We start from the raw sequence: 21,873 nt of genomic DNA on the forward strand, positions 1-21,873 counted from the left end.
TTATATATTTATTAATATTAATAACTCCAGAGATCCTGCTCGTAGTTAAATACCTTTTCTTTAATGTTTTCGCCTTCGAGCAATTGAAGAATTGGGTTGGTTTCAAAACCTTTATAATTGGCAATATTCAGGTTGTAGGGATTATCCAACGTAGTTTTAATAATACGGCCATAAAACATACGGCTTTCAAAAAGCTCTTCCCAGCTCATTCTTGCACCATAGTTTTTACCGTTATATACTTCGTACTTGGCAAATATTGATCTCATATCGGGGTAGTAAACCCAAAAAAGTTCCGACTCACCAATATCCAATCCTTGCGGGGTAATTACCCTTTTAACCGGTGCAATTCCTAAAATCCTCCAAAAAAGGCGTGAGCTTTCTTTATCGAAAATCACTTCTTCTTTTATGCGGAACTTATAGATAGAATCGAGGTTAATTTCATTACGCATTTTCTTGGTGCCAATTAGTTCACCGTTTTCGTTATACTGAGGAACCTCTACTTCTGGACCGGCAACTACTTTTGCCACTTCAGAAACGGTCATTGGTGTGGTAAACCTGTCATCCATACTATTGAAAACAGTTACGGCGCTATCTTGTATAGCCTGTAGCAATATGGAAATAAAACGCTGGTTGCCGTTATCTTCATCCATAGAATAGCGGAAAGGCAGGTTTATTTTTTCCCTCGAATCAATTTCTCTCCATATCTTATGGCGATAAACGGCATCGTCGGCACGCAGGTGTTCATAAGGCAAAGGCGTACGATCCCTAAGTTCTGAGGTTTCTACAGCCTCATCAGGGCGAAGGGATTTTGCCACTTTTTTAATAGGAAGTGTATCTATTTCTACAGGCGCCTGCACCACAGCCACGGTATCAATTGTTGCCGTTGTGGGCTGAATTTTTGCCTTTGTTTTTGTTTTTGTTGTACGCTTGGTAGAGCTACGTTTTTTAGGCCCTTTCTTTTTCTTTTGCTGGGCAAATGCCGTATCGGCAATACCGCCAAAAATTACAGCAAACAACAAAATTTTCCATAATTGCTTTTTCATAGTATTTTATTAAAATATTAATAAAGGGTTATTGATCTTTCATCAATAGACCGTACACCATCCGGACCCTGAACTTTAATGTTTACAAATGTTATTGAAGAACCCGGGCCGCACCTTGCCATTTGTGCTTTAATTGAGATAAGGTTGTTATTCGTAATAGACCCCTGTTGAACACTCGGAAAATTAGCGCCGGAAAAATATACATTGGCACTAACGATATTAAACTTCAGGTCAAAATCAAAATTTTCCAGTTCTGCACGGCAAAAATCCTGGTTTTTAAATTCAATAGCAGGAACACGGGCCTTACCGGTACCAATTTTAAAAATAGGATCAGGAATTCTTTTTACCCTAAATTCAAAAGTGGAAGGTTTGCCATCGGCAGTAACGGTTATGCTTGCTTTACCAAGCTGGGATACCTTTACCGTTCTGTTTGATCCACTGCCGCTTATTGCACCGCCGCTCATGGTTACGTTTGTTTTATCCCAGCCTGTAGGCGAACCAATGGTAACCGGGTTGTCTACGCCAATATAAAACACGTTCATTTTGTCCAGCATTACGGCTGCTCCGCCGGGGGTGCCAATGGTATATTCTACTTCTTTGGTTTCTACTTTTTCGTTACCATCCTGGTCTTTATAGCGTATGGTTACCGGTACTTTTCTAATTCCCTGGCCGGAGGCCTGGAATTTATAGATACCCTGTCCATCTACAGTAGGTACAGATGCGCCACCAATTGTTATTTGAGGAGCAGCACCAGAGCTGTAAGCGCCAATTCCTGCGGTAATGGTTACTTCCTGGCCGGGCATTACATAATTAGAACTTTGGCCAAGCAACACACCCGTTTTATCGAACCTTACTTTTACTTCACCTACTTTATTATGGCAGTAGGATACAATTTCATGCTCAGAGTTTTTTACATTGTTTTGAAATTTGCTGAGCAAGGTAAGCGCTGCCACTGTTGGCGTCATGTGAAAAAAGGCTTCGGTAAACCCCTTGGCTTTACCATCCTGCCCAACCTGCGGCGAGGTATCCACCGGGAAGTTTTTTTCAAATTCAGTTTTAATCGAAGGGTCAATGTTGAGCATTGCCGCTTTATATTCTTTTAATTTCTTTTCCAGTTCCGGGCCCTTATTGCTTCCGCCGGGGCCACTACCAAATAAACGGGTTGCTGCTTCAAGGTCGTCTTCCTTATATTGTTCAGCACCATCTACCAGTTTTAAGTCTGCTTCTTTCTTTAAATCTGCTTTCAATTGATTAATATACGTATCCATTTCTGCAGATAGCTTTTTTGCCAATTCAGCTTTTTCGTTCCAGAGTTTTGCTTTTTCGGCAGTTGTAGGGTCGTTTACTTTGCTTAGGAGAGATTTATACAACACATCATTTGACTGAGTGATGCTAGCGTTAGATACACCCAGGCTTTTATCCACCACTTTAAAAGCGTTGAGAATTTCGGATGATACGTTTAATGCAAGTAGCGCTGTAAGCACCAAATACATCAGGTTGATCATCTTTTGCCTGGGCTCTTTAGGTAAAGCCATGTTTTATAAGAATTATATTTTATGAATATTGTTTGGACATTTAAAATGATTAGCGGCCTTGCATTGCATTCAGCATATTTCCATAAACTGAATTGAGCTTGGTTAGGTTGCCGGCTAAAGCGCTGATTTGGTCTTTTGCTTTGTTGGCATCATCTACGCTGCTCATCATGGCCTGGCTTGCTTCTGCCATTCTACCATAGAAGCTGTTTAATGCTTTAAGGTGGTTATTGCTTTCTTTTAATTCCAGTTCATAAATAGTATTTAATGAACCCAGGTTTTTGGTTAATACCTGCACTTGTTCATGAAAACCCCTTGCACTTTCTGAGGCATTATTGAACGAAGCCATGGTATTGGCGCTATTGTTAAATGCTGTAGCCATTGTTCCTATTGCCGCAGTAGCTTCTTTTGTTTTGGAGCTAAAGTCGCCTGTAGATTTTACTACATCGCTCACATCGGAAATACCGTTAACGGTAGTGCCCAGTTTTTGAAAGCCTTCGCTCAATTTTTTTAGGTTCGTTGGGGTAATTTCTGCATCCTGCAGCATTTTATCTAAATTATTTAAAGCCGGGTTACCTACGGATACGGCTTTATGCACATTTCCTTCGTATTCTTCCTTCACTGGCGAGTATATCATATACAAAATACCATATAACAAGAAAACGCCACACTCGGTATAAAGGCCAATTTTTAGCCAAAGGTCTGCAATGGGAGTATGCAGAATTTTTTGAAGCGCACCAAAAATTACTGCTGCAGCGGCAACCGATACTGCAACGTCCATCCATTTGCTAATGTTTGAAGGAATTTTAACTGACATTTGTTTTGATTTAAATTTTTACGGGAATTGTTTAGAAATTAAAATATAAACTCTTTAGTTTGGGGTAATAATAACCCATTTCATTTTACTAAAATGGGTTATCAATAAAATTATGTTTCTTTAAAATTGTACTCTATAGAAGAAAGATTTTTCTTACTTGCGTTTTGATTGGGAAGGAGGAAGGTCAATTACACACCTGAATCCGATATACGATTTTGCAGTGTCCTGGTATTCATAAGCACGGGTACCAGTTTGCAGGAAGTAACCCACATCTTTCCAGCTACCGCCACGAATTACTTTACGTTTCATACGTGGAGGGTCAGAATCTTTTGCGGTATATCGTACATCCGGGTTCATATCGTGCTGGAAGTTATAACTTCCTTCGTAATAAAGTGAAGAAGTCCATTCTGCAACGTTACCAGCCATATTATACAATCCGAAATCATTGGGCCAGTATGCATCTGCCCTTACGGTGTATAATCCGCCATCTTCGGGATAATTACCACGGCCGGGTTTAAAGTTGGCCAGTAAACATCCTTTTTTATTCCTCAGGTATGGTCCGCCCCAGGGGTAAGGAGCTTGTGAACGTCCGCCACGTGCTGCATATTCCCATTGTGCTTCTGTAGGAAGACGAAAATCTGATTCTGCAGTTCTCTTTTTACTTTCCAAAAAGGAGTTGAGGAAATTTGTCCTCCATTCGCAGAAGGCCGTAGCTTGTTTCCAGTTTACACCAACTACAGGGTAATTGCCATAAGCCGGGTGGTTAAAATATTTTTTTGCCATTGGCTCGTTGTAAGAGTAGGCAAAGTCCCTTATCCAGCAAAGTGAATCGGGATAAACAGGTATTTGTTGTTTTACGATGAATGCAGAACGGGGCACGGTTGCGTCCCTGTTTTGGGCTGCTGCTTTAAAATTAAACACTTCCGATTGGTAAACAATTTTATTGGCATCTAATTCTTTTTTGCCAAAAATCCTGTTTTCGGGTGTTACAATTATGGCTTCAATTTTTTCAATTGTAGCTTTATCGCCCCACTTGATGGTTTTTGCTTTTGTCCAGTCTATATATTCGTTACCATCGGAACCTTGTTTAACAAAGCCCATAAGTTTAGCACCAATGGAATCCCTTACCCAGTTGGTAAACTGGCGGTATTCATTATTGGTAATTTCAGTGGCATCCATCCAAAAGCCGCTGATAGAAACCTGCTTGTTTCTTGCTGTGTAGGCGTAGTTTACATCTTCATCACTTGGGCCCATATGGAAAGTTCCTGGGGGAATATAAACCATGCCGGGAGGTTTCGTTAAACTCCATCTACTTCCTGGGGCAACACCATGCAACTGGCCATCATTGGGCAGTGATCCCGATTTCTTTTTTCCGCTGAGCATTTTACAACTGCTAACAGATGCTGCTACAGTCACTACTGCCAATGCGTAGATTAAGCGATTGTTCATTGTTTTTTAAACTTTGAGGGTAAAAGCAAATGTAATGGATTATTTCGATTCCAAATCCCAGCCAAAACCTATTTTGGGGATTTTTTTTACTGAACACATTACACCTATCCTTTTTGAAACGCCGAAATTATTTAAATATTGTGAAATTCCAATCATCCTTTATTAAATTTTAGCAATTTCAAAGCGTCGGCAACAGATTTAACCGGCCTTTCACAACTATAGTTTCGGCAAACATATATATATGTATCGTTTTTGTTTACGGGTTTATTACTCAGTAAAGGTAAATCCCCGGCTTTACCTCCCTGGAGTACTTTATTAGGAACAAAATAGTATAGAATTTTTTTTAATATATTTAAATAACTTTCTCCGACAATGGCTACCTCATTTAATCCAATAGCAAGCCGTTGTAATTGTACTGCCCAGTATGCAAACGAAGCAGGATAATCTTTTATAACTTTATGCAGGGAGCTAATCATATTTACTGCTCTTTCTTTGTAGGCTGGAATATTAAAAACTATGGACAGGTAGATTAGGTTTTCTGCCATTACCGCATTGGAAGAAGGCATTACGCTATCATAAACTTCTGTTTTTCTCACCAGTATGTCCTGTTGCAATTTTCCCGTAAAGTAGAAAAAAAGATTTTGTTCATCTGAATAGTTCTCTATTACATATTTAAGGTAAAAATGTGCCTGGTGCAGATATTGCTCATCACCTGTTATTTCCTGCAGGCTGATGCAGGCTTTAATAAAATATGCATAATCATCCAAAAAAGCCAAAAATTTTGAAATGCCATTTTTGCTGGTATGCAATAAGCCCCCGTTTTTGCCTTTAAAAGCAGTTTCTAAAAATTGAAACAATTCAATTGCCTTCACTTTAATTTCATCTTGCTGTGTTGCGGCAAATGCTTTGCAATAAGCCGTAACCAGTAAAGCATTATAGCTTAAAATAATTTTATCATCGGTGCCCGGTTTTATTCTTTTGTTTCTATTACTTAAAAGAATAGTATTGCATTTTTCGATTTTTTCAAAAAGGGTTTGGGTAGACAGACCTACTGATCCGGCAAATGCACTCATGGGTTGGGAAACGTGTAAAATATTTTTCCCTTCCCAGTTCCCTTTATTTGAAATGTTGAAATAGCTACAATAAAGTGGGGCATCCTCTTTTAGCAATCGTTCAATTTCCTTTTTGTTCCAAACATAAAATTGCCCTTCAATGCCTTCACTATCTGCATCCAATGCCGTATAATAGCCACCCTGTGGATTTTTTAATGTAGTTTCTAAAAATGTATCCATATGCCGTATATAATACAGGTATGAATTATTTTTGGTAGAAAGATAAATATCGGCCAGGTTTTGTAGCAATAATGCATTATCGTACAACATTTTTTCAAAGTGCGGAACGAGCCATTGTGCATCGGTACTGTACCTTGCAATACCTCCACCTAACTGGTCGTAAATACCGCCCTTCAACATTTTTTCCAGAGAAAAGTTTACATGTGCAATTGATTTTTCATCCTTAAAAAAACAGGCATGCTCCAGCAAAAACTGTAAGGAAAACATTTGTAAAAATTTTGGTGGTTGTCCAAATCCTCCCCATTCTGCATCACTATTTTTCAATAAATTTTCGGCAATAAGCAAGCAGATTTTTTCAGAAAAAATTTCGTTGTGTTTTGTGGGCACTAAATTTTGAATGGCACCGCTGATATTTGAATTTTGGATATGACTTACCAAATTATCGGCTTGTGCCGTGGCTTCATGCTTTTTGTTATTCCAGATATCTGTAATTGCATTTAATACATCGGTCCAGGAGCTGCGGTTATATAATTTTTGCGGCGGAAAATAAGTGCCCCCATAAAAAGGCCGGGCACCCGGAGTAAGAAAAACATTGAGTGGCCAGCCTCCGCTACCGGAAATTGCCTGTACGGCATCCATATAAAAATGGTCCAAATCGGGTCTTTCTTCTCTGTCAATTTTTATACAAATAAAATTTTTGTTCATAATGGCTGCAACTGCTGCATCTTCAAAACTTTCATTTTCCATTACATGGCACCAATGGCAGGCAGAGTATCCAATACTGACTAAAATGGGCTTATCTTCTTTTTTGGCTAATGCCAATGCTTCGTTTCCCCAAGGGTACCAGTCCACTGGATTGTGTGCATGTTGCAACAGGTAAGGGCTGCTTTCATTTATTAATTTATTTGGCATTACTAAAATTACTAAAAATAAAAATGCAACCTGATGGGGTTGCATGGAAAGAAAAGACTAAGAAAATTATTTTTTGGGCTTTGAAAGTAAGTATTTTTCCAAAGCGCTGATCATACTTGGAGTTTGCGGCAAAGGGGCTTTAATTTCCAGTACCAGTCCGGCATCTTCGGCAGCTTTAAAAGTATTGGCGCCAAAAGCGCCTATTTTAGTACCGTTTTGCTTGAACGAAGGAAAATTTTCCATGAGGCTTCTCACACCGCCGGGTGTAAAAAAACAAATTACATCATAATTGCGCTTTACCACATCCTTTACATCATTGCTGATAATTTTATATAAAACCGGAGTGGCATATTCGCAATGGTTGGCTTTGAGCAGATTGGTTATTTCGCTATCAAAAGTTTCGGAACAGGGATAAATAAATTTTTCATTATCCTTATGTTTATTGATTACGTCAAACAAACTTTTATTGGTACCATCTGCGCCGTAAAAAACTTTACGTTTCCTGTACAAAATAAATTTTTGCAGGTATAAGGCCACGGCTTCGGTTATGCAAAAATATTTAGTATCCTGCGAAACCGATATTTTCATTTCTTCACAAATGCGAAAAAAATGATCAATGGCATTTCTGCTGGTGAAGATAACAGCGGTAAAAGCCGAGAAGTCAATTTTTTGTTTTCGAAAATCTCTTGCCGGGATACCTTCAACAACAATAAAGGGAAAAAAATCAAGGGTTAAATTATATTTTAGCGCAAGATCAAAATAGGGAGACTTGGAGCCTTCAGGTTTCGGCTGGGTAATTAATATGCGTTTAATCATTTTAGCAGGCAAATGGAGCAAGGTTTCCGGTTGTTTAGGCATTTTTCCTTAAAATGGTAAGCAAAGTTATGAATTTACTTTTAAAAAAATCACAATTGATTTATAAATAAGCATTACCGGAAGCACCTCCAGGGAAAACACGTATAATAAAAAATGAAACAATTTAAAACTCAAGCGGTGTTGCAGCAAGCCATACGAGCGAACAAAACGCATGAGCAGCAAAAGGCCAATTACAATTAATGAAACAAGTAGGGCAATGGCGGTAATTTTTTTTTCTGCAAAAGCCATTATTACCACAAAAGGTAAGAGGCTAATGCCCCAAATTTTATTGATAAGAAAAATATTAAAAATATAAATGCCGGCTTCTTCTTCGTATCCAGTGATCCACCCTGCAAAAGAGAGCACCAAAAATTTTACCAAGTACACTAAAGCCAATATTCCTGTACTGCTTATAAAAAAAATCCATAGTTGCCCGCTACCTGCCCAGCCAATATATTCAAACAACAATGCAAAATAAAAGCCGGTAACAAATAAAAAGAAAATATTAAAAAGCAGGGAAGCCAGTTTATTTTGCTGCAATTGATCTATGAGCTGGCTTTGTCGCAATGAAGTATTAAAAAACACACTGAACATGATAGAGGTATATTTTGAAAAGGCCGTTTTCAAAATACCGAATATTAAAAGCAGGGCGGCAATTAAATAAAAAACAGCATCGGTGTTTTGCCATTTTCTTAGGTACTGTGGAAGCTCAAGCTGTGGATTTTTTTTCTTTGTTAATTTATTAACTACCGTTAAAGTTTGTAAGGTATCCTTTACTTTTTTTGCTGAATCTATACCAATATAATGTACCGAATCCAGTAATCCCTTAGAGGAATCAACTTTTGGTGCAAGGCTATCGGCAATATTACGTTGGCTGCTATCCATTACCTGTGCATGTATGGTTAAACACCAAAAAAGCATTATCAAAAAACAGAAAGGCTTCATTAACTGGAAAATTATTGGCAAAAGTAACGGCATGTTTTTAAAAATAATTGATATAGCCAAAGTGTATTTTTGAAGCAGAGCGGAGATTAAACTTTTGGTCGCTTCTATTACCAATTGCAAAACTCACATTAAGTAACCCAGCTTTTGTTTCGTAACTCATACCCAGGCCAACCCCGGTAAAACGGGTATTATTGTTTTGAAGTTGGTATTTGTTTTTCACAAAACCCTGGTCGGCAAAAATATACAAGTAAGAATTTAAGCCGGTAAGGTAGCGGTATTCTGCTGTGAAAACGTTGTACCAGCTTGCATAAATACTTTCTTCGTTAAAGCCACGCATGAGTTTATAACCACCCAGCAAAAAAAGCTCATTACGAAAAAGCGATGGGCTGCTATACAAGCCGGTTTTAAGCCCTGCTTTAAGTGTTGCCGATTTGCCCATGGGGAAAAAATGTGCCAGGTCTGCCTTGATCCTTATTTGGTAACTACGCAGTTTTATAGAATCATATAGCCCGGCATAATGATAGGCAGGGTCTTTAATGCTAAGGATTTCATTGCTTTTCCTGATATTCTTAATTCCTATTGCCGAGGTAATATTTATTTCATTTCCTTTACGGGGATTAAATTTATAATTAAGGTGCTGCCACTCATAACTTAATCCTGCATTTACCGAACGCACATCAATATTGGGTGGTAATTTTTTTTCTGCCTTTATTAAATTGGTATCAATGGCTCCTTCCAGCAGGCTGTTATTTTGCCATTGTACAAAAAGTTTACCGGTTTGGTTTAAACCCAAAAAATAACTGGTGCCCAGTTGGGCGCTCACCTGTATAAAGTTGGAATCTCTTTTATATAAATCAAAGAGGAAATTTAGGCCAAATGGGGAATTAAACAGAAAGGGCTGATCGAAGCCCAGGTTTAACCTGGGGGATTTGGGTTGCAACTGCTGCCATTTTAATAAAAAGGTTTCACCAAATAATAGCTGGTTTTTGAGGTTGAGGTTTACATCAGCAGTAACCTGCATTTTGCCAGTTTGCCCGGTAGCAGGCAATAATCCAATAAGTACATCTACCTGGTTGCTGCGCCGGGGCTCTAAAAATAAATTAAGTATAGAACCCGAGCCGAGCATAGAAACAGATGAAGGTTGCGAAACAATGAGATAAGGTAATTCCATGAGCCGTTTATCTACCTGCGCAAGTTTTGCTTTACTGTATATACTGCCATTGGAAATGAGCAGGAAATTTTGCAAAAATTTTTTACTAATTTTTAATTTCCCCAAATTACGTAAACTATCAACATGATAAAGGATGCCTTTATCTGCTTTTAAAAGCGCCTGCATGGTATTATCACCCAACTGTATGCTATCCATAAATACCGAAGCAAAGGGATGGCCATTATTATCATAGAAGCTTAACAATTTTTCACGGAGGCTTTGCAATTGATCAATATTAAACCGATTACCCAAAAACCATTGCTGGTTGTAGCCTGCAGCTTCAAGGGCATTGGGCTCAATATTTACCGGTGCAAGGTTCACCCATTTAAACTTTTGGCCTGTATATAGCATGATGCCGGTTGATGCGCTGTCAGCATTCCAGGTACTGTCAACCGAAGCTGAAGGGTAACCTTTTGCGGCAAGTAAAGAAGGTATTTTAGCAATATAAATTATGGCATCCGACTCTGAAAGAAAATAGTTTTGCAGGCCCTCTATAGCTTCATTAAACAAAGTATCTTTGCCTGCATTATGAAACTGTAATATATAAAGGCCCTGGTTTTTCTGGCCGAAAACAGGGAAACAAAAAAGCAGCAACAAAACCTGCAAAAGCAGTTTTTTATTATTTATCATTCTTTCAAAACGTAAATCTACAATCTTTGGCGGGTATTTATATTCATATCCCATTTTGCAAGCAAGCATGCACTTATTGTAATTTTCATTTTTCTACCCTGTATACTAACGCAGCGGAGATGGTAAATGGTATTGCCACAGAAATTTTATTACCCAATGAATTTATTGACCATTCCCAAACTATTGAAACCATATATTTTGGCGGCGGAACTCCTAGCATATTATCTACATCCTCTATTATACAATTACTGCTTTGCATCGAAAAAAAATTTACTATAACCGCAAATCCCGAAATTACCCTTGAAGCCAACCCGGATGATATTACTGCAGAAACATTAATATATTGGAAAAATGCAGGCATCAACAGGCTCAGTGTGGGTATACAATCCTTTGATGAGGAAGAACTTAAATGGATGAACCGGGCACACAATGCTTCGGAATCCATAAAATGTTTAGCAGAAATTAACGATGCAGGTTTTACTAACTATTCTGCTGATCTTATTTATGGGTCGGCAACACAAGGCAATAAACTATTCCCAAAAAATCTGGAGATTTTGTTTCAATATAAAGTTCCGCATATATCCTGCTACGCACTTACGGTAGAGCCCAAAACCGCATTGCATCATTTAATTGAAAAGAAAAAATACCCGCCGGTAAATACAGATGAACAGGCCAATGCATTTGAAACCATTTGCATACTTATGAAAGAAAACGGGTATGAGCAATATGAAATAAGTAATTTTTGCAGGCACGGTTTCCGCAGCAGGCACAATAGCAGTTACTGGCAGGGCAAACCCTATTGGGGTTTTGGGCCTGCGGCACATAGCTTTAATGGAAAAAATAAACGGAGGTGGAATATTGCCAACAACACTCTATACCTGCAAAGCATCAGAAAAAACAATATACCTTTTGAAGAAGAAATATTAACTATGGAACAGCAAATGAACGAAGCCATTTTAATAAGCCTTAGAACAAGCGAAGGATTGGGCCTGGAAAATTTTTCCAAAAAATTTGGAAAAAATAATGCTGAAAAATTACTTCAAAATGCTCAAAAATTTATTGCCCAGAAAAAAATGATTTTTTACAACCAGCGCCTTGTATTACAAGATGAAGGAAAGTTTTTGGCAGATGGCATTGCTGCGGATTTGTTTTTTTAAAAAAAGAGCTGCCCAATGAGCAGCTCCTGAAATACATTTTTCCTTAAAAAATTATTTAGCTTTTACATTTACAGAAACCCTTCGATTTTGTGCTTTACCTTCGGCAGTTGCATTATCTCCTACAGGAAATTGAGCGCCATAGCCATCGGAGCCGGTAAGACTCGAAACAGGAGCGCCCATTGCCTTTACCCTGGCCAATACAGCAGCAGCACGGTTTTTGCTTAAAGTAACATTTTTAGCTTCGTCACCGGTATTATCCGTATACCCACCAATTTTAAACTTTGCATTGGGAAATGATTTGGCAATAGTTACAAAATTTTTTAACTGTAGTATAGATTCTTCGGTAATATCCGAGCTGTTTGTTTTAAAGCGTACATTGGTAAAATCGAACCAGTTACCTTTTGCGGTATCCACTGCATCGCTGCTTTGTAAAAAGCGGATCAATTTAGCCTCTGTACTGTTTTCTCCTACTGTTAATTTTACGCCGCCGGGCAAATCGAAGTTTACCATGCTGCCTATATTATAAATAAAATTACCCAGGCTGTCCAGCGTTCCTACAGGAGCATTAACAATGGGGGCAATTGTACTTGCCGTATCCTTATGCATGGTACTATCTGTATGCGTTTCTGTAGCCACAGGGGTTTTTTTACAACCTTTTGAAGAAATATAAAGCGAAGCGGCGCCAATAGCTGCTAATAATAAAATGGGCAATAACCAACCCATACCACTTTTGTTTTCTACCGGCTCGTTGTGAAATGCTTTTGCTGCACTGCCAACTTCGGCGGCTGCATGGCTTGCATCTCCACCTAAAATACTGCTAAGGCTAAAACCACCTGGTAAGGCAGATTCTACAGCATTTTTTTGCCCACCTAAATATGAAGCAAGGCTGCTGGCATTTAAATTATTTCCGGCTGCATGCTTACCAATTAACGATAACAATGCCGGGGCTACAAGAGAAAACAAAGACGATGAAGTAGAAGATTTTACACCCGAAAATTTGGAAATTAAATTACCGAGTAAATCCGTTTTGTTTCCAAATAACCCACTAAGTAGGCCCGAAACACCACTGCCACCACCGGAGAGCAAAGAACCAATATTATCCAAAATACCGCTGTTATATTGTTCATTAGCCATTTGGGCTACGGTATTGGCTCCATCTGAGGTTGAAGATTTGTTGATTACAGAAGAAAGTACAGATGGCACTAAAGCGCTAAGCGCTTTTGTAATACCAGATTCGCTTTCGCCAAGCGATGCACTAGCCTTGCTTACCAATTCATTTGTAAACAGGCTTTTGGCAACTTCAATTAAATTCATTGTTTTTAGTTTTAATTGTTAAAAAATAGAAAGGGTTCTAAATTAATATTTAGGGGTAGTAAAAGTATGCCAGTCTGCCTAATTTTAATCAAAATTTTTTAACTGTTATATTTACCTTTTACATACCTCATTTACCATTAATACCATTCCTGGCTTTATTTACCCGGTATGATTCGTAATTTTACGGCAAATGTTTAAGTATATTTCTAAATACTGGTTATGTCAAATCCTTGGTTGGGGAACGATGATGGCAATAAGCCTTTTTTTTGTTTATACATCGGGTAAAATTGACAGTAATTATACCATCAGCCTGCTTATTAGCTGCTTACTGGGTATTTTTATAACACACATGATGCGGTATTTTATACATTACTATAGTGTATTAAAAAAGCCGGTAAGTTCCCAGCTTTATTATTTTATTATACTTACGCTTATATTTTCTATATTGTTTGGCGGCATATCTGAAGCAGTTGATTATATAGCCGGAGTGAACCCTGAAAGGCTCCAGAAATATTCTACAGCAAAACGCATTTTTTTAAGCAGCTTTAATTCACTTTGGTTAATAGGTATTTGGAACCTCATTTATTATCTATATCATTATATTGAAACAAACCGAAAACAGGAGCTGGATACTTTACGATTAGAAGCCATGGTAAAATCGCTGGAACTAAAAACCATAAAATCTCATATTAACCCTCATTTTATTTTTAATGCCCTTAACAGTATCCGTGCCTTAGTAGATGAAAACCCCGAAAGGGCAAGAAGGGCAATAACCGAACTGAGCAATATTTTAAGGAGCAGTATGCGTGCCGAACAAATGGAAACCGTACCCTTACAGCAGGAACTGGATATTGTAAAAGATTATCTTGCCCTGGAACAAATGCGCTTTGAAGAACGGTTAAAAGTAAATTTTGATATTGACTCCGATACGCTCAATCAACCCGTTCCGCCAATGATGCTGCAAACCCTTGTGGAAAATGCTATTAAACACGGTATCAATAAACAGGAGCATGGCGGATTTATAACTGTACGATCTGTATTTGTCAACAACCATCATGAATTACTGGTTATCAACTCTGGCATATACCAATCTAAAATTGACAAAAGCGAAACTGGTTTTGGAATAAAGAGCACACAAGACAGGCTGAATTTACTTTACCAGGGAAAGGCCAATTTTGAAATTCATGATATGAAAGATAATACTGTACAATCGAAAATCATTATTCCTATTACAGAAATTTTATAATGAAATTTAATTAACCCATTATGTTTAAAGCGGTAATTATTGATGATGAACGATTAGCCAGGAACGAATTAAAAAAATTATTGGCCGATTTTTCCGAAGTAGAAATCATTGGAGAAGCTGCCAATGCCAAAGAAGGTATTGAAAAAATTGATGAACTCAACCCAGATTTGGTTTTCCTGGACATTCAAATGCCGGGCAAAACCGGGTTTGATATGCTTATGGAAGTAGACAGGGCGCCACATGTAATATTTACCACAGCATACGATGAGTTTGCATTAAAAGCATTTGAAGTAAATGCCCTGGATTACCTTATGAAACCGGTGGAACCCAAAAGGCTTGCCGATGCATTGCAAAAACTCAAACAAGCAGAAGAAAAAGAGCTGGCTGCTATAAATGCTTCCGGCCGTGGTATTTTGAGCGAAAGCGACCAGGTTTTTGTAAAAGACGGTGAACGGTGCTGGTTTGTAAAATTATCTGATGTACGTTTTTTTGAAAGTGTTGGCAATTATGCAAAAGTATATTTTGGCACCAATAAACCTTTAATCTTAAAATCTCTAAATGCACTGGAAGACCGGCTCGATGACAAGATATTTTTTAGAGCAAACAGGAAACACATTATTAACCTCCGCATGATTGATAAGGTAGAACCCTTCTTTAATGGCGGGCTATTGCTCGATTTAAAAGGAGGCGATAAAATTGAAGTAAGCCGCAGGCAAGCTGTAAAATTTAAAGAAATGATGAGCCTTTAGATTGATTTTAATTCTTATGTGCCGAAAAATAGGTTTATCAATCGGCAATATTCATGTGCCGAAAAAAATAAAAACAACGATAAAACTTATGAGCTTCATCGTAATAAAAATGTGGCAATAACTCTTCGAAAAAATAATTGGAATTTATACTTTTACCGGAATGCTATGAATTGCCGAAGCAATTTCTTTAATTAAAGAAGTGTCTTTTTCAAAGGCATTGCCCACTACAATTAGGTCGGCTCCGGATTTGCAATTGAGGTAGGCTTTTTCCGGGTCTTTAATTCCGCCGCCAATAATGAGAGGAACATTAATATTTTCAGCAACATCTGCAATCATACTTTCAGCAATAGGCCTTTTGGCGCCACTGCCGGCATCCATATAAATCAACTTCATGCCCAGCATTTCACCGGCCATTGCAGTACAAATTGCAATATCATTTTTATCAGAAGGCAAGGGTGCAGCATTGCTGATATACGAAACCGTTGTGGGAGCACCGCCATCTATAACCATATAACCGGTAGGTATAACCTCGAGGCCGCTTTGCCTCACTGCAGGTGCACTCACTACATGCTGGCCAATAAGTAGTTCAGGGTTGCGTCCACTTATAAGCGATAAATACAATAATGCATCGGCATATTTACTTACCTGGCCTGGGCTTCCCGGAAATAAAACAACCGGTACCTTACACTCCTTTTTAATCATTTGTACACAAGTATCCATAAAATTAGAAATAACCAGGCTTCCGCCAACAAAAAAATAATCCACTCCTGCTTCCACGGCAATTTTTACCAGGCGGCTTACGCTGCCGGCATTTACCTTGTCGGGATCTATGAGAACGGCAAATTGTTTTTTACCGTTATGCTTTTTTTCTGTTAATGATGTATAAATGCTTTGCATACAATTGTTGTACTATTGCAAAAATGCTTTATTTTTTGTACTTAAGAAAATATTAACGCCCCAAATAAGCCATTTCAATTGAAATTACATTTAATAATAGGTAATTTTGGCTGTATGCGTTCCATAAAAGCTGAAATAATTTTTAAAACTGCCCGAAGTGGCGGCAAAGGTGGCCAAAATGTAAATAAAGTAGAAACCATGGTTACCGGGTTTTGGCATTTAAAAAATTCCATGTTGTTTTCTAATGATGAAAAAAACAGGCTTACAGAAAAACTTAATTCCCATATTAATGCCGAAGGTTTTCTTTTTGTAAAAAGCCAGAGTGACCGAACACAGGCCGGCAATAAAACTTTAGTTGTTAAAAAAATAAATGAGCTCGTTCAAAAGGCATTGATTGTACCCAAAAAAAGAAAAGCCACAAAACCCACAAAGGAAGCAAAAGAAAAGCGCATGGAAACCAAAAGAAAAAATGCGTTACAAAAACTGCATCGGCAAAAAGTTTCAGCCCATGAATAAATATGCTACCCTATATATTGTTTTGCTTTTTGCCTTTTGTTGCCCTGTGCAAAGCCAGGAAATTATTGACAAAAAAACCGTCATTCATTTTGTACCTATTGCCAATGGCAAGCCCGTTCAACCAGACAGTATTTACCAAAATGCTTTTGGAGAAACATATTCTGTAAGCAAATTAAAATACTATTTAAGTAATTTTAGTATAGGCAGCAAGGTGGATGCAGGCATATATCTAATTGATGCCTTTGCTGCAGACAGTGTTATTTTACAACTTCCACTCAATGCAAAAGGGATACTGCATTTTCAACTGGGCGTGGATAGTATTTACAATTGCAGTGGCGCACAAAGTGGGGTACTGGATCCGCTCAACGGCATGTTTTGGACCTGGAACACCGGATATATTAATTTTAAGCTGGAAGGATACTCTGCATTTTCATCAACCAACATAAAAAATATTGAGTACCATATTGGCGGATACGCCGGTGAAAATAAAACAATGAGAAAAATACAACTGCCTTACTCGTTACCCAAAAAAACACAGGATATTTATATACAATTTAATTTAGACAATTTTTGGAAAAGTAGCTCGGCTTTTAAAATTGCTGAATTACCGGTTATTACTTCCCCCGGTAAAAATGCTAAAATTGTTGCCGATAATTTTAGCGCTTTGTTCAGCATTTTGCCACAATAGAATTATTTGTTTTGAAAAAAAATACTTTTTTAGCAGGCATTTTTTTTATTTCACTCATACTTATTTCGGGTGCTGGTTTTATGCATAAGCCAACTCCCGTTGCATTTGAAACCCCGAAAGGCTGGCCCAAACCACCTACCGAAATTTTTGCAAGAAACACACTTACCCAGGAAGGCTTTTTGCTGGGGAAAAAACTTTTTTATGATGGCCTGCTTAGTAAAGATAGTATTACCAGTTGTGCAAGCTGCCACCAGTATTTTGCAGCCTTCAGCACATTTGAACACAACTTTAGCCATGGTATCAATAACCGGTTTACCAACAGGAATGCCCCCGGACTTTTTAACCTTGCTTGGAAAACATCTTATCATTGGGATGGTGGCGTAAACCATTTAGAAGTGCAGTCGCTTGGCCCAATTACCGATAGTAATGAAATGGGTGAAACGCTGGAAAATGTATTGCTAAAATTGAGGACCAATCTACCTTATCCCCAATTATTTAAATCAGCATTTGGCGATACGGCCATTAGCTCACAAAGGTTACTTAAAGCCTTAGCTCAATTTACAGGCAGCCTTATAAGTGCAAACAGTAAATATGACCGGGTTAAAAATGGCAAAGAAAAATTTAATGTTTATGAACAAAATGGCTACGAAATTTTTAAAACCAATTGTTCCATCTGCCACAGCGAACCACTTTTTACAAACGATAAATTCAGCAATAACGGATCGGGTTTAAACAAACAGGGTGATGTGGGCAGAAAAAGAATTACCGGGCTAAGCAGCGATTCCCTGCAATTTAAAGTGCCAAGCTTGCGTAATATACAACTTACGCCGCCTTACATGCACGATGGAAGTATTGGCTATATTACCAAAGTAATTAACCATTATACCACAATTGACAGCAGCCTGCCGCAACTGGACCCTGTACTAAAAACACCCATCAGGCTTAGTGATAGAAACAAAGCAGAGTTGCTGGCGTTTTTATTTACCCTTACTGATACTTCATTTACCAAAAACAAAAAATATGCACCTGAAGAAAATATTATTTTCAGGCATTAACCAGGTTGTAAAAGGACATTTCAAAAATTGAACAAGTTATTAAATGGAGAAAAAGAATAAATTGCACCTAAATAATATCACCTCTTGAGCGGAATTAAGAAACTGGCAGGGCAAACTTTATGGTACGGCGTACCCACAATTGCCAGCAGGTTTTTGGGGTATATTATGAATATGGCATTACCTTTTTTTATAGATATGCCGGGCAAAACCGCCGATTTGGTTCAAACCTACACCATCATTCCTTTTTTAAATGTGCTGTATGCTTATGGAATGGAAACAGCTTATTTTCGTTTTTCTCAAACACTCGATAAACAAAAGCTATACGGCACACTTTCCATTTCTCTTTTTACAAGCACCATACTTTTTAGTATTCTTTTATTGCTTTTTAGGGATAGCCTCACTTCGGCAGCCGATTTACAAAGGCACCCAGAATATGTTGTATGGATGATTGTCATTATTTCAATTGACAATTTAAATACGCTTCCTTTTGCAAAACTTAGGCAGGAAGAAAGGCCCAGATGGTATGCCTTAGCAAGGGTAGCCGGAATTGTGGTTAATTTATCTATGGTAATTTTTTTTCTGGGTATAGCGCCTAAAATTATTGAAGCTAATCCTGATAGTTTTATAAACTATTTTTACAATAAAGATATTGGGCTGGGTTATTATTTACTGGGCAATATTTGCGGCAGCCTTTTTACACTTTTGCTCTTATCAAAAGAACTGCTTCAAATAAAATTGGTATTTGACAAAGCCATTTGGAAAGAAGTAATGAAGTACAGCTACCCATTGGTAATTGTGGGCCTGGGCGGTATGGTGAATGATGTGCTGAGCCGCCTTATTTACCGGCATGTAGTGGATTTACCCATAGATCAGGCCGATCATGAACTGGGTGTTTTTGCCAATATTTTCAGGCTGGCATTGCTTATTACCATAATGATACAGGCTTTTAGAATGGCTGCCGAGCCTTTTTTCTTTAAACATAGCGAAAGCAAAAATGCACAGCAGACTTATGCAAGGGTGATGAAGTTTTTTGTAATTGCCTGTTGCTTTATGTTTTTGTTAATTGGCTTGTTCCTGGATGTTTTTAAATGGATTTTTGTGCATTTTGCCAATCCACGATGGGCAGAAGGCTTGCAGGTAGTGCCCTTGCTGGCTTTGGGAAATATTTTTTTGGGTATTTATTACAACCTAAGTATTTGGTATAAGCTTACAAACAAAAATATTTATGGCGCTTATATCACTATTGCGGGTGCCATAATTACCATTTTATTAAATGTAACCCTTATACCGCATTTGCATTACGCAGGTGCTGCTATTGCAACTTTTTGTTGTTATTTTTTAATGATGGTAATAAGTTATAAACTTGGCCAAAAATTCTACCCTGTCCCTTACTCTGTAAAAAAACTATCGTTATACATATTTACAGCCGTTGCGCTTTATTTAATTCATTGGATGGTTACTCTTTGGGTTCCCGGTTCATTGCTGTTTTCAATAATTGCTGGTATATTATTATTGGCAGTATTTACAAGGCTTATTGGTTTTACCGAGGCCAAAGACCTGGTAAAACTACCCGTTGTTGGCAGGTTTTACAAACAAAAAGCATAAACAACATTATGCGCAAATTTTTACAATTTATCTTAAAAAAGCCTATTTTATGGATACTGGATTACCTGTCAAAAGCCCCAAAACAAAAATCGGTATTTAAAGCATTAAGCAATTTATATAACAGCAAGGGAAACAGATTCAAAAAGAGGCTGGCCATTTTAAATATTGACAGTAGCATAGATAAGTTCATCGTTTTTAGCGACCAGCATAAAGGAAACCGCAGCTGGGCCGACGATTTTGCGGCATGTGAAAAAAACTATATAGCCGCATTAAATTTTTATAATCGGCAGCAGTACACTTTTATTAACCTGGGCGACAGCGAAGAGCTTTGGAAATTTAATATTACCGAAGTTTTAAAACACAATGAAAATAGTTTTGCAGCAGAAGCGCAGTTTCATCCCGGCAGGTACTTTAAAGCTTTTGGCAACCATGATATTTTATGGAAAAGCCCATTGGATGTAAATTTATTTTTAAACAAAAAATTTCCCAAACCTTTTGTAGTTCATGAAGGTATACTGCTCAAAGTAATCAATACAACAAATACCATTTCCATCCTGTTAACGCATGGCCACCAGGGCGATAAAATGAGCAGCGGCAATGCCTTTAGCGCCTGGGTTGTGGCACATATCTGGATGCCGCTCCAAAGGTATTTACGCATCAATATAAATGCACCAAGCACCGATTTTACCCTTAGGAACAAGCACAACCATTTAATGTATGACTGGAGCAGCCACCGAAGAAATTTAATATTAATTACCGGCCATACTCATAAACCGGTATTTGCATCAGGGAAATATTACTCCCACCCTGGCAATACCATTGAGCTAAAAGACAAAGGCCAGGATTTAAAAGCATCGTATTTTAACACAGGTTGCTGTTGCTTTAATGATGGCGATATTACAGGCATAGAAATTTCTGGCGGTTATATACGGCTCATAAAATGGACCAATGAAGAAACCGAACCTATGAGATTGGTGCTTGAAGAAAAAAAACTGGATGAGCTCATGCATGATTTAAATACCTGAAAACAAAATATTACTTATTGCAAACACTTTTGCATAAGTGCATACAAAACTTTTTTTTCACCGTTTGATAATGTGCCTTTTGTTTCTTTTGCTAAAAAATGCCTGCGAAAAGCTTCAATGGCAGCATCTGTATTTTTTACATCGTAGCCAATAATCTTTAATGCCAAAACAGGATTGAAACCCTGTGGTAGTTTTATATTTGCTGTATCATCATACCAAAGTCCAAAACCTCTTTCGGCAAAATATTTCCAGGGAAAATATACGTTTGGATCAGTTTTACGGGTAGGCGCAACATCGGCATGACCAATAAAATTTGCAGCTGGAATATTATACTCCATTTTTAATTTGATCAACAACGCTTCCAATACATTTAGCTGAGCAATAGTAAATGTATCTACGCCGGAATTGTCTAATTCAATACCTATGGAAACAGAGTTCATATCGGTATTGTTTCCCCATTTTGATGCGCCGGCATGCCAGGCCCTTAAATAATCATTGAGCATGTGGTGGAGCGTACCGTCTTTACAAATTACGTAGTGTGCACTTACTTCTGTACTGTCGGCGGTAAAAGTTTGCACCGTTTTTTCGCAACTGTTTTGTGCCGTATGGTGAATAATTACATAGTTGGGTTTACGTAAATTAAAATTGGTGGTAAAAGCCAGGCTTACAGGTTTTTTTATTGAATCGGCCTTTACGGTATCTGCAGCATGGCCGGAGATTTGGCGCACCAAATCTTTGTTGCGCTCTTCAGAAATTTTATTGGTTTTGGAATATGGGTTGCTTGTGGCGCACGAAGCAAGTATTGCTACAAAAAAACAACCAAACAAATATTTATGCAAATGTGTTTTAAACATTTTTCAAAGTTAAAGAAACGCAATACAGGTTTTAAAAATAAAAAAGCCTTCGCAAGGAAGGCTATTAAAAAATTTATTAAAA

Annotated in this window: 19 protein-coding genes; 8 read left to right on the plus strand and 11 right to left on the minus strand. The window is 37.9% G+C overall.

Annotated elements, in window-relative coordinates; translation table 11 throughout:
• Positions 1-17 precede the first annotated feature (17 nt).
• The 8 genes from gldN to IPO46_05480 all read right to left on the minus strand — a co-directional run bounded on the left by gldN (position 18) and on the right by IPO46_05480 (position 10,685).
• Positions 18-1,043 (minus strand): gliding motility protein GldN, encoded by a 1,026-nt coding sequence (gene gldN / locus IPO46_05445; GenBank protein ID QQS64028.1) that lies wholly within the window; start codon positions 1,041-1,043, stop codon positions 18-20.
• 17 nt (positions 1,044-1,060) lie between these two features.
• Positions 1,061-2,578, minus strand: a complete 1,518-nt coding sequence (gene gldM, locus IPO46_05450) for a gliding motility protein GldM (protein ID QQS64029.1) — start codon at positions 2,576-2,578, stop codon at positions 1,061-1,063.
• 49 nt (positions 2,579-2,627) lie between these two features.
• A complete protein-coding gene (gene gldL, locus IPO46_05455) occupies positions 2,628-3,392 on the minus strand; it encodes a gliding motility protein GldL (GenBank protein ID QQS64030.1) in 765 nt (254 codons plus the stop codon).
• Between the two features lie 153 nt (positions 3,393-3,545).
• Complete coding sequence (locus IPO46_05460) at positions 3,546-4,841, minus strand: SUMF1/EgtB/PvdO family nonheme iron enzyme (GenBank protein ID QQS64031.1); 1,296 nt, start codon at positions 4,839-4,841, stop codon at positions 3,546-3,548.
• A gap of 152 nt (positions 4,842-4,993) precedes the next feature.
• Positions 4,994-7,045: a thioredoxin domain-containing protein gene (locus IPO46_05465; GenBank protein ID QQS64032.1), complete on the minus strand. Its 2,052-nt coding sequence runs from the start codon at positions 7,043-7,045 to the stop codon at positions 4,994-4,996.
• 66 nt (positions 7,046-7,111) lie between these two features.
• Positions 7,112-7,903, minus strand: a complete 792-nt coding sequence (locus IPO46_05470; GenBank protein ID QQS64033.1) for a uroporphyrinogen-III synthase — start codon at positions 7,901-7,903, stop codon at positions 7,112-7,114.
• 24 nt (positions 7,904-7,927) lie between these two features.
• Positions 7,928-8,845 (minus strand): DUF4271 domain-containing protein, encoded by a 918-nt coding sequence (locus IPO46_05475; protein ID QQS64034.1) that lies wholly within the window; start codon positions 8,843-8,845, stop codon positions 7,928-7,930.
• A gap of 37 nt (positions 8,846-8,882) precedes the next feature.
• On the minus strand, positions 8,883-10,685 hold the full coding sequence (locus tag IPO46_05480; GenBank protein QQS64035.1) for a BamA/TamA family outer membrane protein: 1,803 nt from the start codon (positions 10,683-10,685) through the stop codon (positions 8,883-8,885).
• A gap of 26 nt (positions 10,686-10,711) precedes the next feature.
• Between IPO46_05480 and hemW the strand changes: the two genes are divergently transcribed.
• The gene (gene hemW, locus IPO46_05485; GenBank protein QQS64036.1) at positions 10,712-11,842 is read left to right on the plus strand and encodes a radical SAM family heme chaperone HemW; all 1,131 of its coding nucleotides are present in this window, start codon (positions 10,712-10,714) and stop codon (positions 11,840-11,842) included.
• A gap of 51 nt (positions 11,843-11,893) precedes the next feature.
• Here hemW and IPO46_05490 read toward each other — a convergent pair whose 3' ends face one another.
• Positions 11,894-13,156 carry an OmpA family protein gene (locus tag IPO46_05490; GenBank protein QQS64037.1) on the minus strand — a complete coding sequence of 421 codons (1,263 nt, stop codon included), beginning with the start codon at positions 13,154-13,156 and terminating at the stop codon, positions 11,894-11,896.
• A gap of 190 nt (positions 13,157-13,346) precedes the next feature.
• Here IPO46_05490 and IPO46_05495 point away from each other — a divergent pair, with 190 nt between their 5' ends.
• Positions 13,347-14,402: a histidine kinase gene (locus IPO46_05495; protein ID QQS64038.1), complete on the plus strand. Its 1,056-nt coding sequence runs from the start codon at positions 13,347-13,349 to the stop codon at positions 14,400-14,402.
• Positions 14,403-14,422: 20 nt separating this feature from the next.
• Positions 14,423-15,151, plus strand: coding sequence for a response regulator (locus tag IPO46_05500; protein QQS64039.1), 729 nt, complete (start codon positions 14,423-14,425; stop codon positions 15,149-15,151).
• 144 nt (positions 15,152-15,295) lie between these two features.
• Here IPO46_05500 and IPO46_05505 read toward each other — a convergent pair whose 3' ends face one another.
• On the minus strand, positions 15,296-16,048 hold the full coding sequence (locus IPO46_05505) for a geranylgeranylglyceryl/heptaprenylglyceryl phosphate synthase (protein QQS64040.1): 753 nt from the start codon (positions 16,046-16,048) through the stop codon (positions 15,296-15,298).
• 114 nt (positions 16,049-16,162) lie between these two features.
• Between IPO46_05505 and arfB the strand changes: the two genes are divergently transcribed.
• The 5 genes from arfB to IPO46_05530 all read left to right on the plus strand — a co-directional run bounded on the left by arfB (position 16,163) and on the right by IPO46_05530 (position 20,937).
• Complete coding sequence (arfB, locus tag IPO46_05510; GenBank protein ID QQS64041.1) at positions 16,163-16,564, plus strand: aminoacyl-tRNA hydrolase; 402 nt, start codon at positions 16,163-16,165, stop codon at positions 16,562-16,564.
• The gene (locus tag IPO46_05515; GenBank protein QQS64042.1) at positions 16,557-17,252 is read left to right on the plus strand and encodes a hypothetical protein; all 696 of its coding nucleotides are present in this window, start codon (positions 16,557-16,559) and stop codon (positions 17,250-17,252) included. The genes arfB and IPO46_05515 overlap by 8 nt, the downstream gene beginning before the upstream one ends.
• An 80-nt stretch (positions 17,253-17,332) precedes the next feature.
• Positions 17,333-18,307 carry a cytochrome-c peroxidase gene (locus IPO46_05520; protein ID QQS64324.1) on the plus strand — a complete coding sequence of 325 codons (975 nt, stop codon included), beginning with the start codon at positions 17,333-17,335 and terminating at the stop codon, positions 18,305-18,307.
• Between the two features lie 84 nt (positions 18,308-18,391).
• Complete coding sequence (locus IPO46_05525; GenBank protein ID QQS64043.1) at positions 18,392-19,912, plus strand: polysaccharide biosynthesis protein; 1,521 nt, start codon at positions 18,392-18,394, stop codon at positions 19,910-19,912.
• 8 nt (positions 19,913-19,920) lie between these two features.
• Positions 19,921-20,937, plus strand: coding sequence for a metallophosphoesterase (locus IPO46_05530; GenBank protein ID QQS64044.1), 1,017 nt, complete (start codon positions 19,921-19,923; stop codon positions 20,935-20,937).
• Between the two features lie 14 nt (positions 20,938-20,951).
• Here IPO46_05530 and IPO46_05535 read toward each other — a convergent pair whose 3' ends face one another.
• Complete coding sequence (locus tag IPO46_05535) at positions 20,952-21,791, minus strand: N-acetylmuramoyl-L-alanine amidase (protein QQS64045.1); 840 nt, start codon at positions 21,789-21,791, stop codon at positions 20,952-20,954.
• Positions 21,792-21,873: the final 82 nt, after the last annotated feature.

Source organism: Chitinophagaceae bacterium (genome assembly GCA_016699815.1).
In the GTDB taxonomy this organism is placed as follows: Bacteria; Bacteroidota; Bacteroidia; order Chitinophagales; family Chitinophagaceae; genus Ferruginibacter.

Bases quoted from the DNA above. Each gene is read 5' to 3' on its own strand.
- IPO46_05530 (QQS64044.1), top strand. From the start codon at position 19,921: ATGCGCAAATTTTTACAATTTATCTTAAAAAAGCCTATTTTATGGATA.
- IPO46_05460 (QQS64031.1), bottom strand. From the start codon at position 4,841: ATGAACAATCGCTTAATCTACGCATTGGCAGTAGTGACTGTAGCAGCA.
- gldL (QQS64030.1), bottom strand. From the start codon at position 3,392: ATGTCAGTTAAAATTCCTTCAAACATTAGCAAATGGATGGACGTTGCA.
- arfB (QQS64041.1), top strand. From the start codon at position 16,163: ATGCGTTCCATAAAAGCTGAAATAATTTTTAAAACTGCCCGAAGTGGC.
- IPO46_05495 (QQS64038.1), top strand. From the start codon at position 13,347: ATGTTTAAGTATATTTCTAAATACTGGTTATGTCAAATCCTTGGTTGG.
- IPO46_05535 (QQS64045.1), bottom strand. From the start codon at position 21,791: ATGTTTAAAACACATTTGCATAAATATTTGTTTGGTTGTTTTTTTGTA.
- IPO46_05465 (QQS64032.1), bottom strand. From the start codon at position 7,045: ATGCCAAATAAATTAATAAATGAAAGCAGCCCTTACCTGTTGCAACAT.
- gldN (QQS64028.1), bottom strand. From the start codon at position 1,043: ATGAAAAAGCAATTATGGAAAATTTTGTTGTTTGCTGTAATTTTTGGC.
- IPO46_05515 (QQS64042.1), top strand. From the start codon at position 16,557: ATGAATAAATATGCTACCCTATATATTGTTTTGCTTTTTGCCTTTTGT.
- IPO46_05490 (QQS64037.1), bottom strand. From the start codon at position 13,156: ATGAATTTAATTGAAGTTGCCAAAAGCCTGTTTACAAATGAATTGGTA.
- IPO46_05500 (QQS64039.1), top strand. From the start codon at position 14,423: ATGTTTAAAGCGGTAATTATTGATGATGAACGATTAGCCAGGAACGAA.
- IPO46_05480 (QQS64035.1), bottom strand. From the start codon at position 10,685: ATGATAAATAATAAAAAACTGCTTTTGCAGGTTTTGTTGCTGCTTTTT.
- gldM (QQS64029.1), bottom strand. From the start codon at position 2,578: ATGGCTTTACCTAAAGAGCCCAGGCAAAAGATGATCAACCTGATGTAT.
- IPO46_05505 (QQS64040.1), bottom strand. From the start codon at position 16,048: ATGCAAAGCATTTATACATCATTAACAGAAAAAAAGCATAACGGTAAA.
- IPO46_05475 (QQS64034.1), bottom strand. From the start codon at position 8,845: ATGAAGCCTTTCTGTTTTTTGATAATGCTTTTTTGGTGTTTAACCATA.
- IPO46_05520 (QQS64324.1), top strand. From the start codon at position 17,333: ATGCATAAGCCAACTCCCGTTGCATTTGAAACCCCGAAAGGCTGGCCC.
- IPO46_05470 (QQS64033.1), bottom strand. From the start codon at position 7,903: ATGCCTAAACAACCGGAAACCTTGCTCCATTTGCCTGCTAAAATGATT.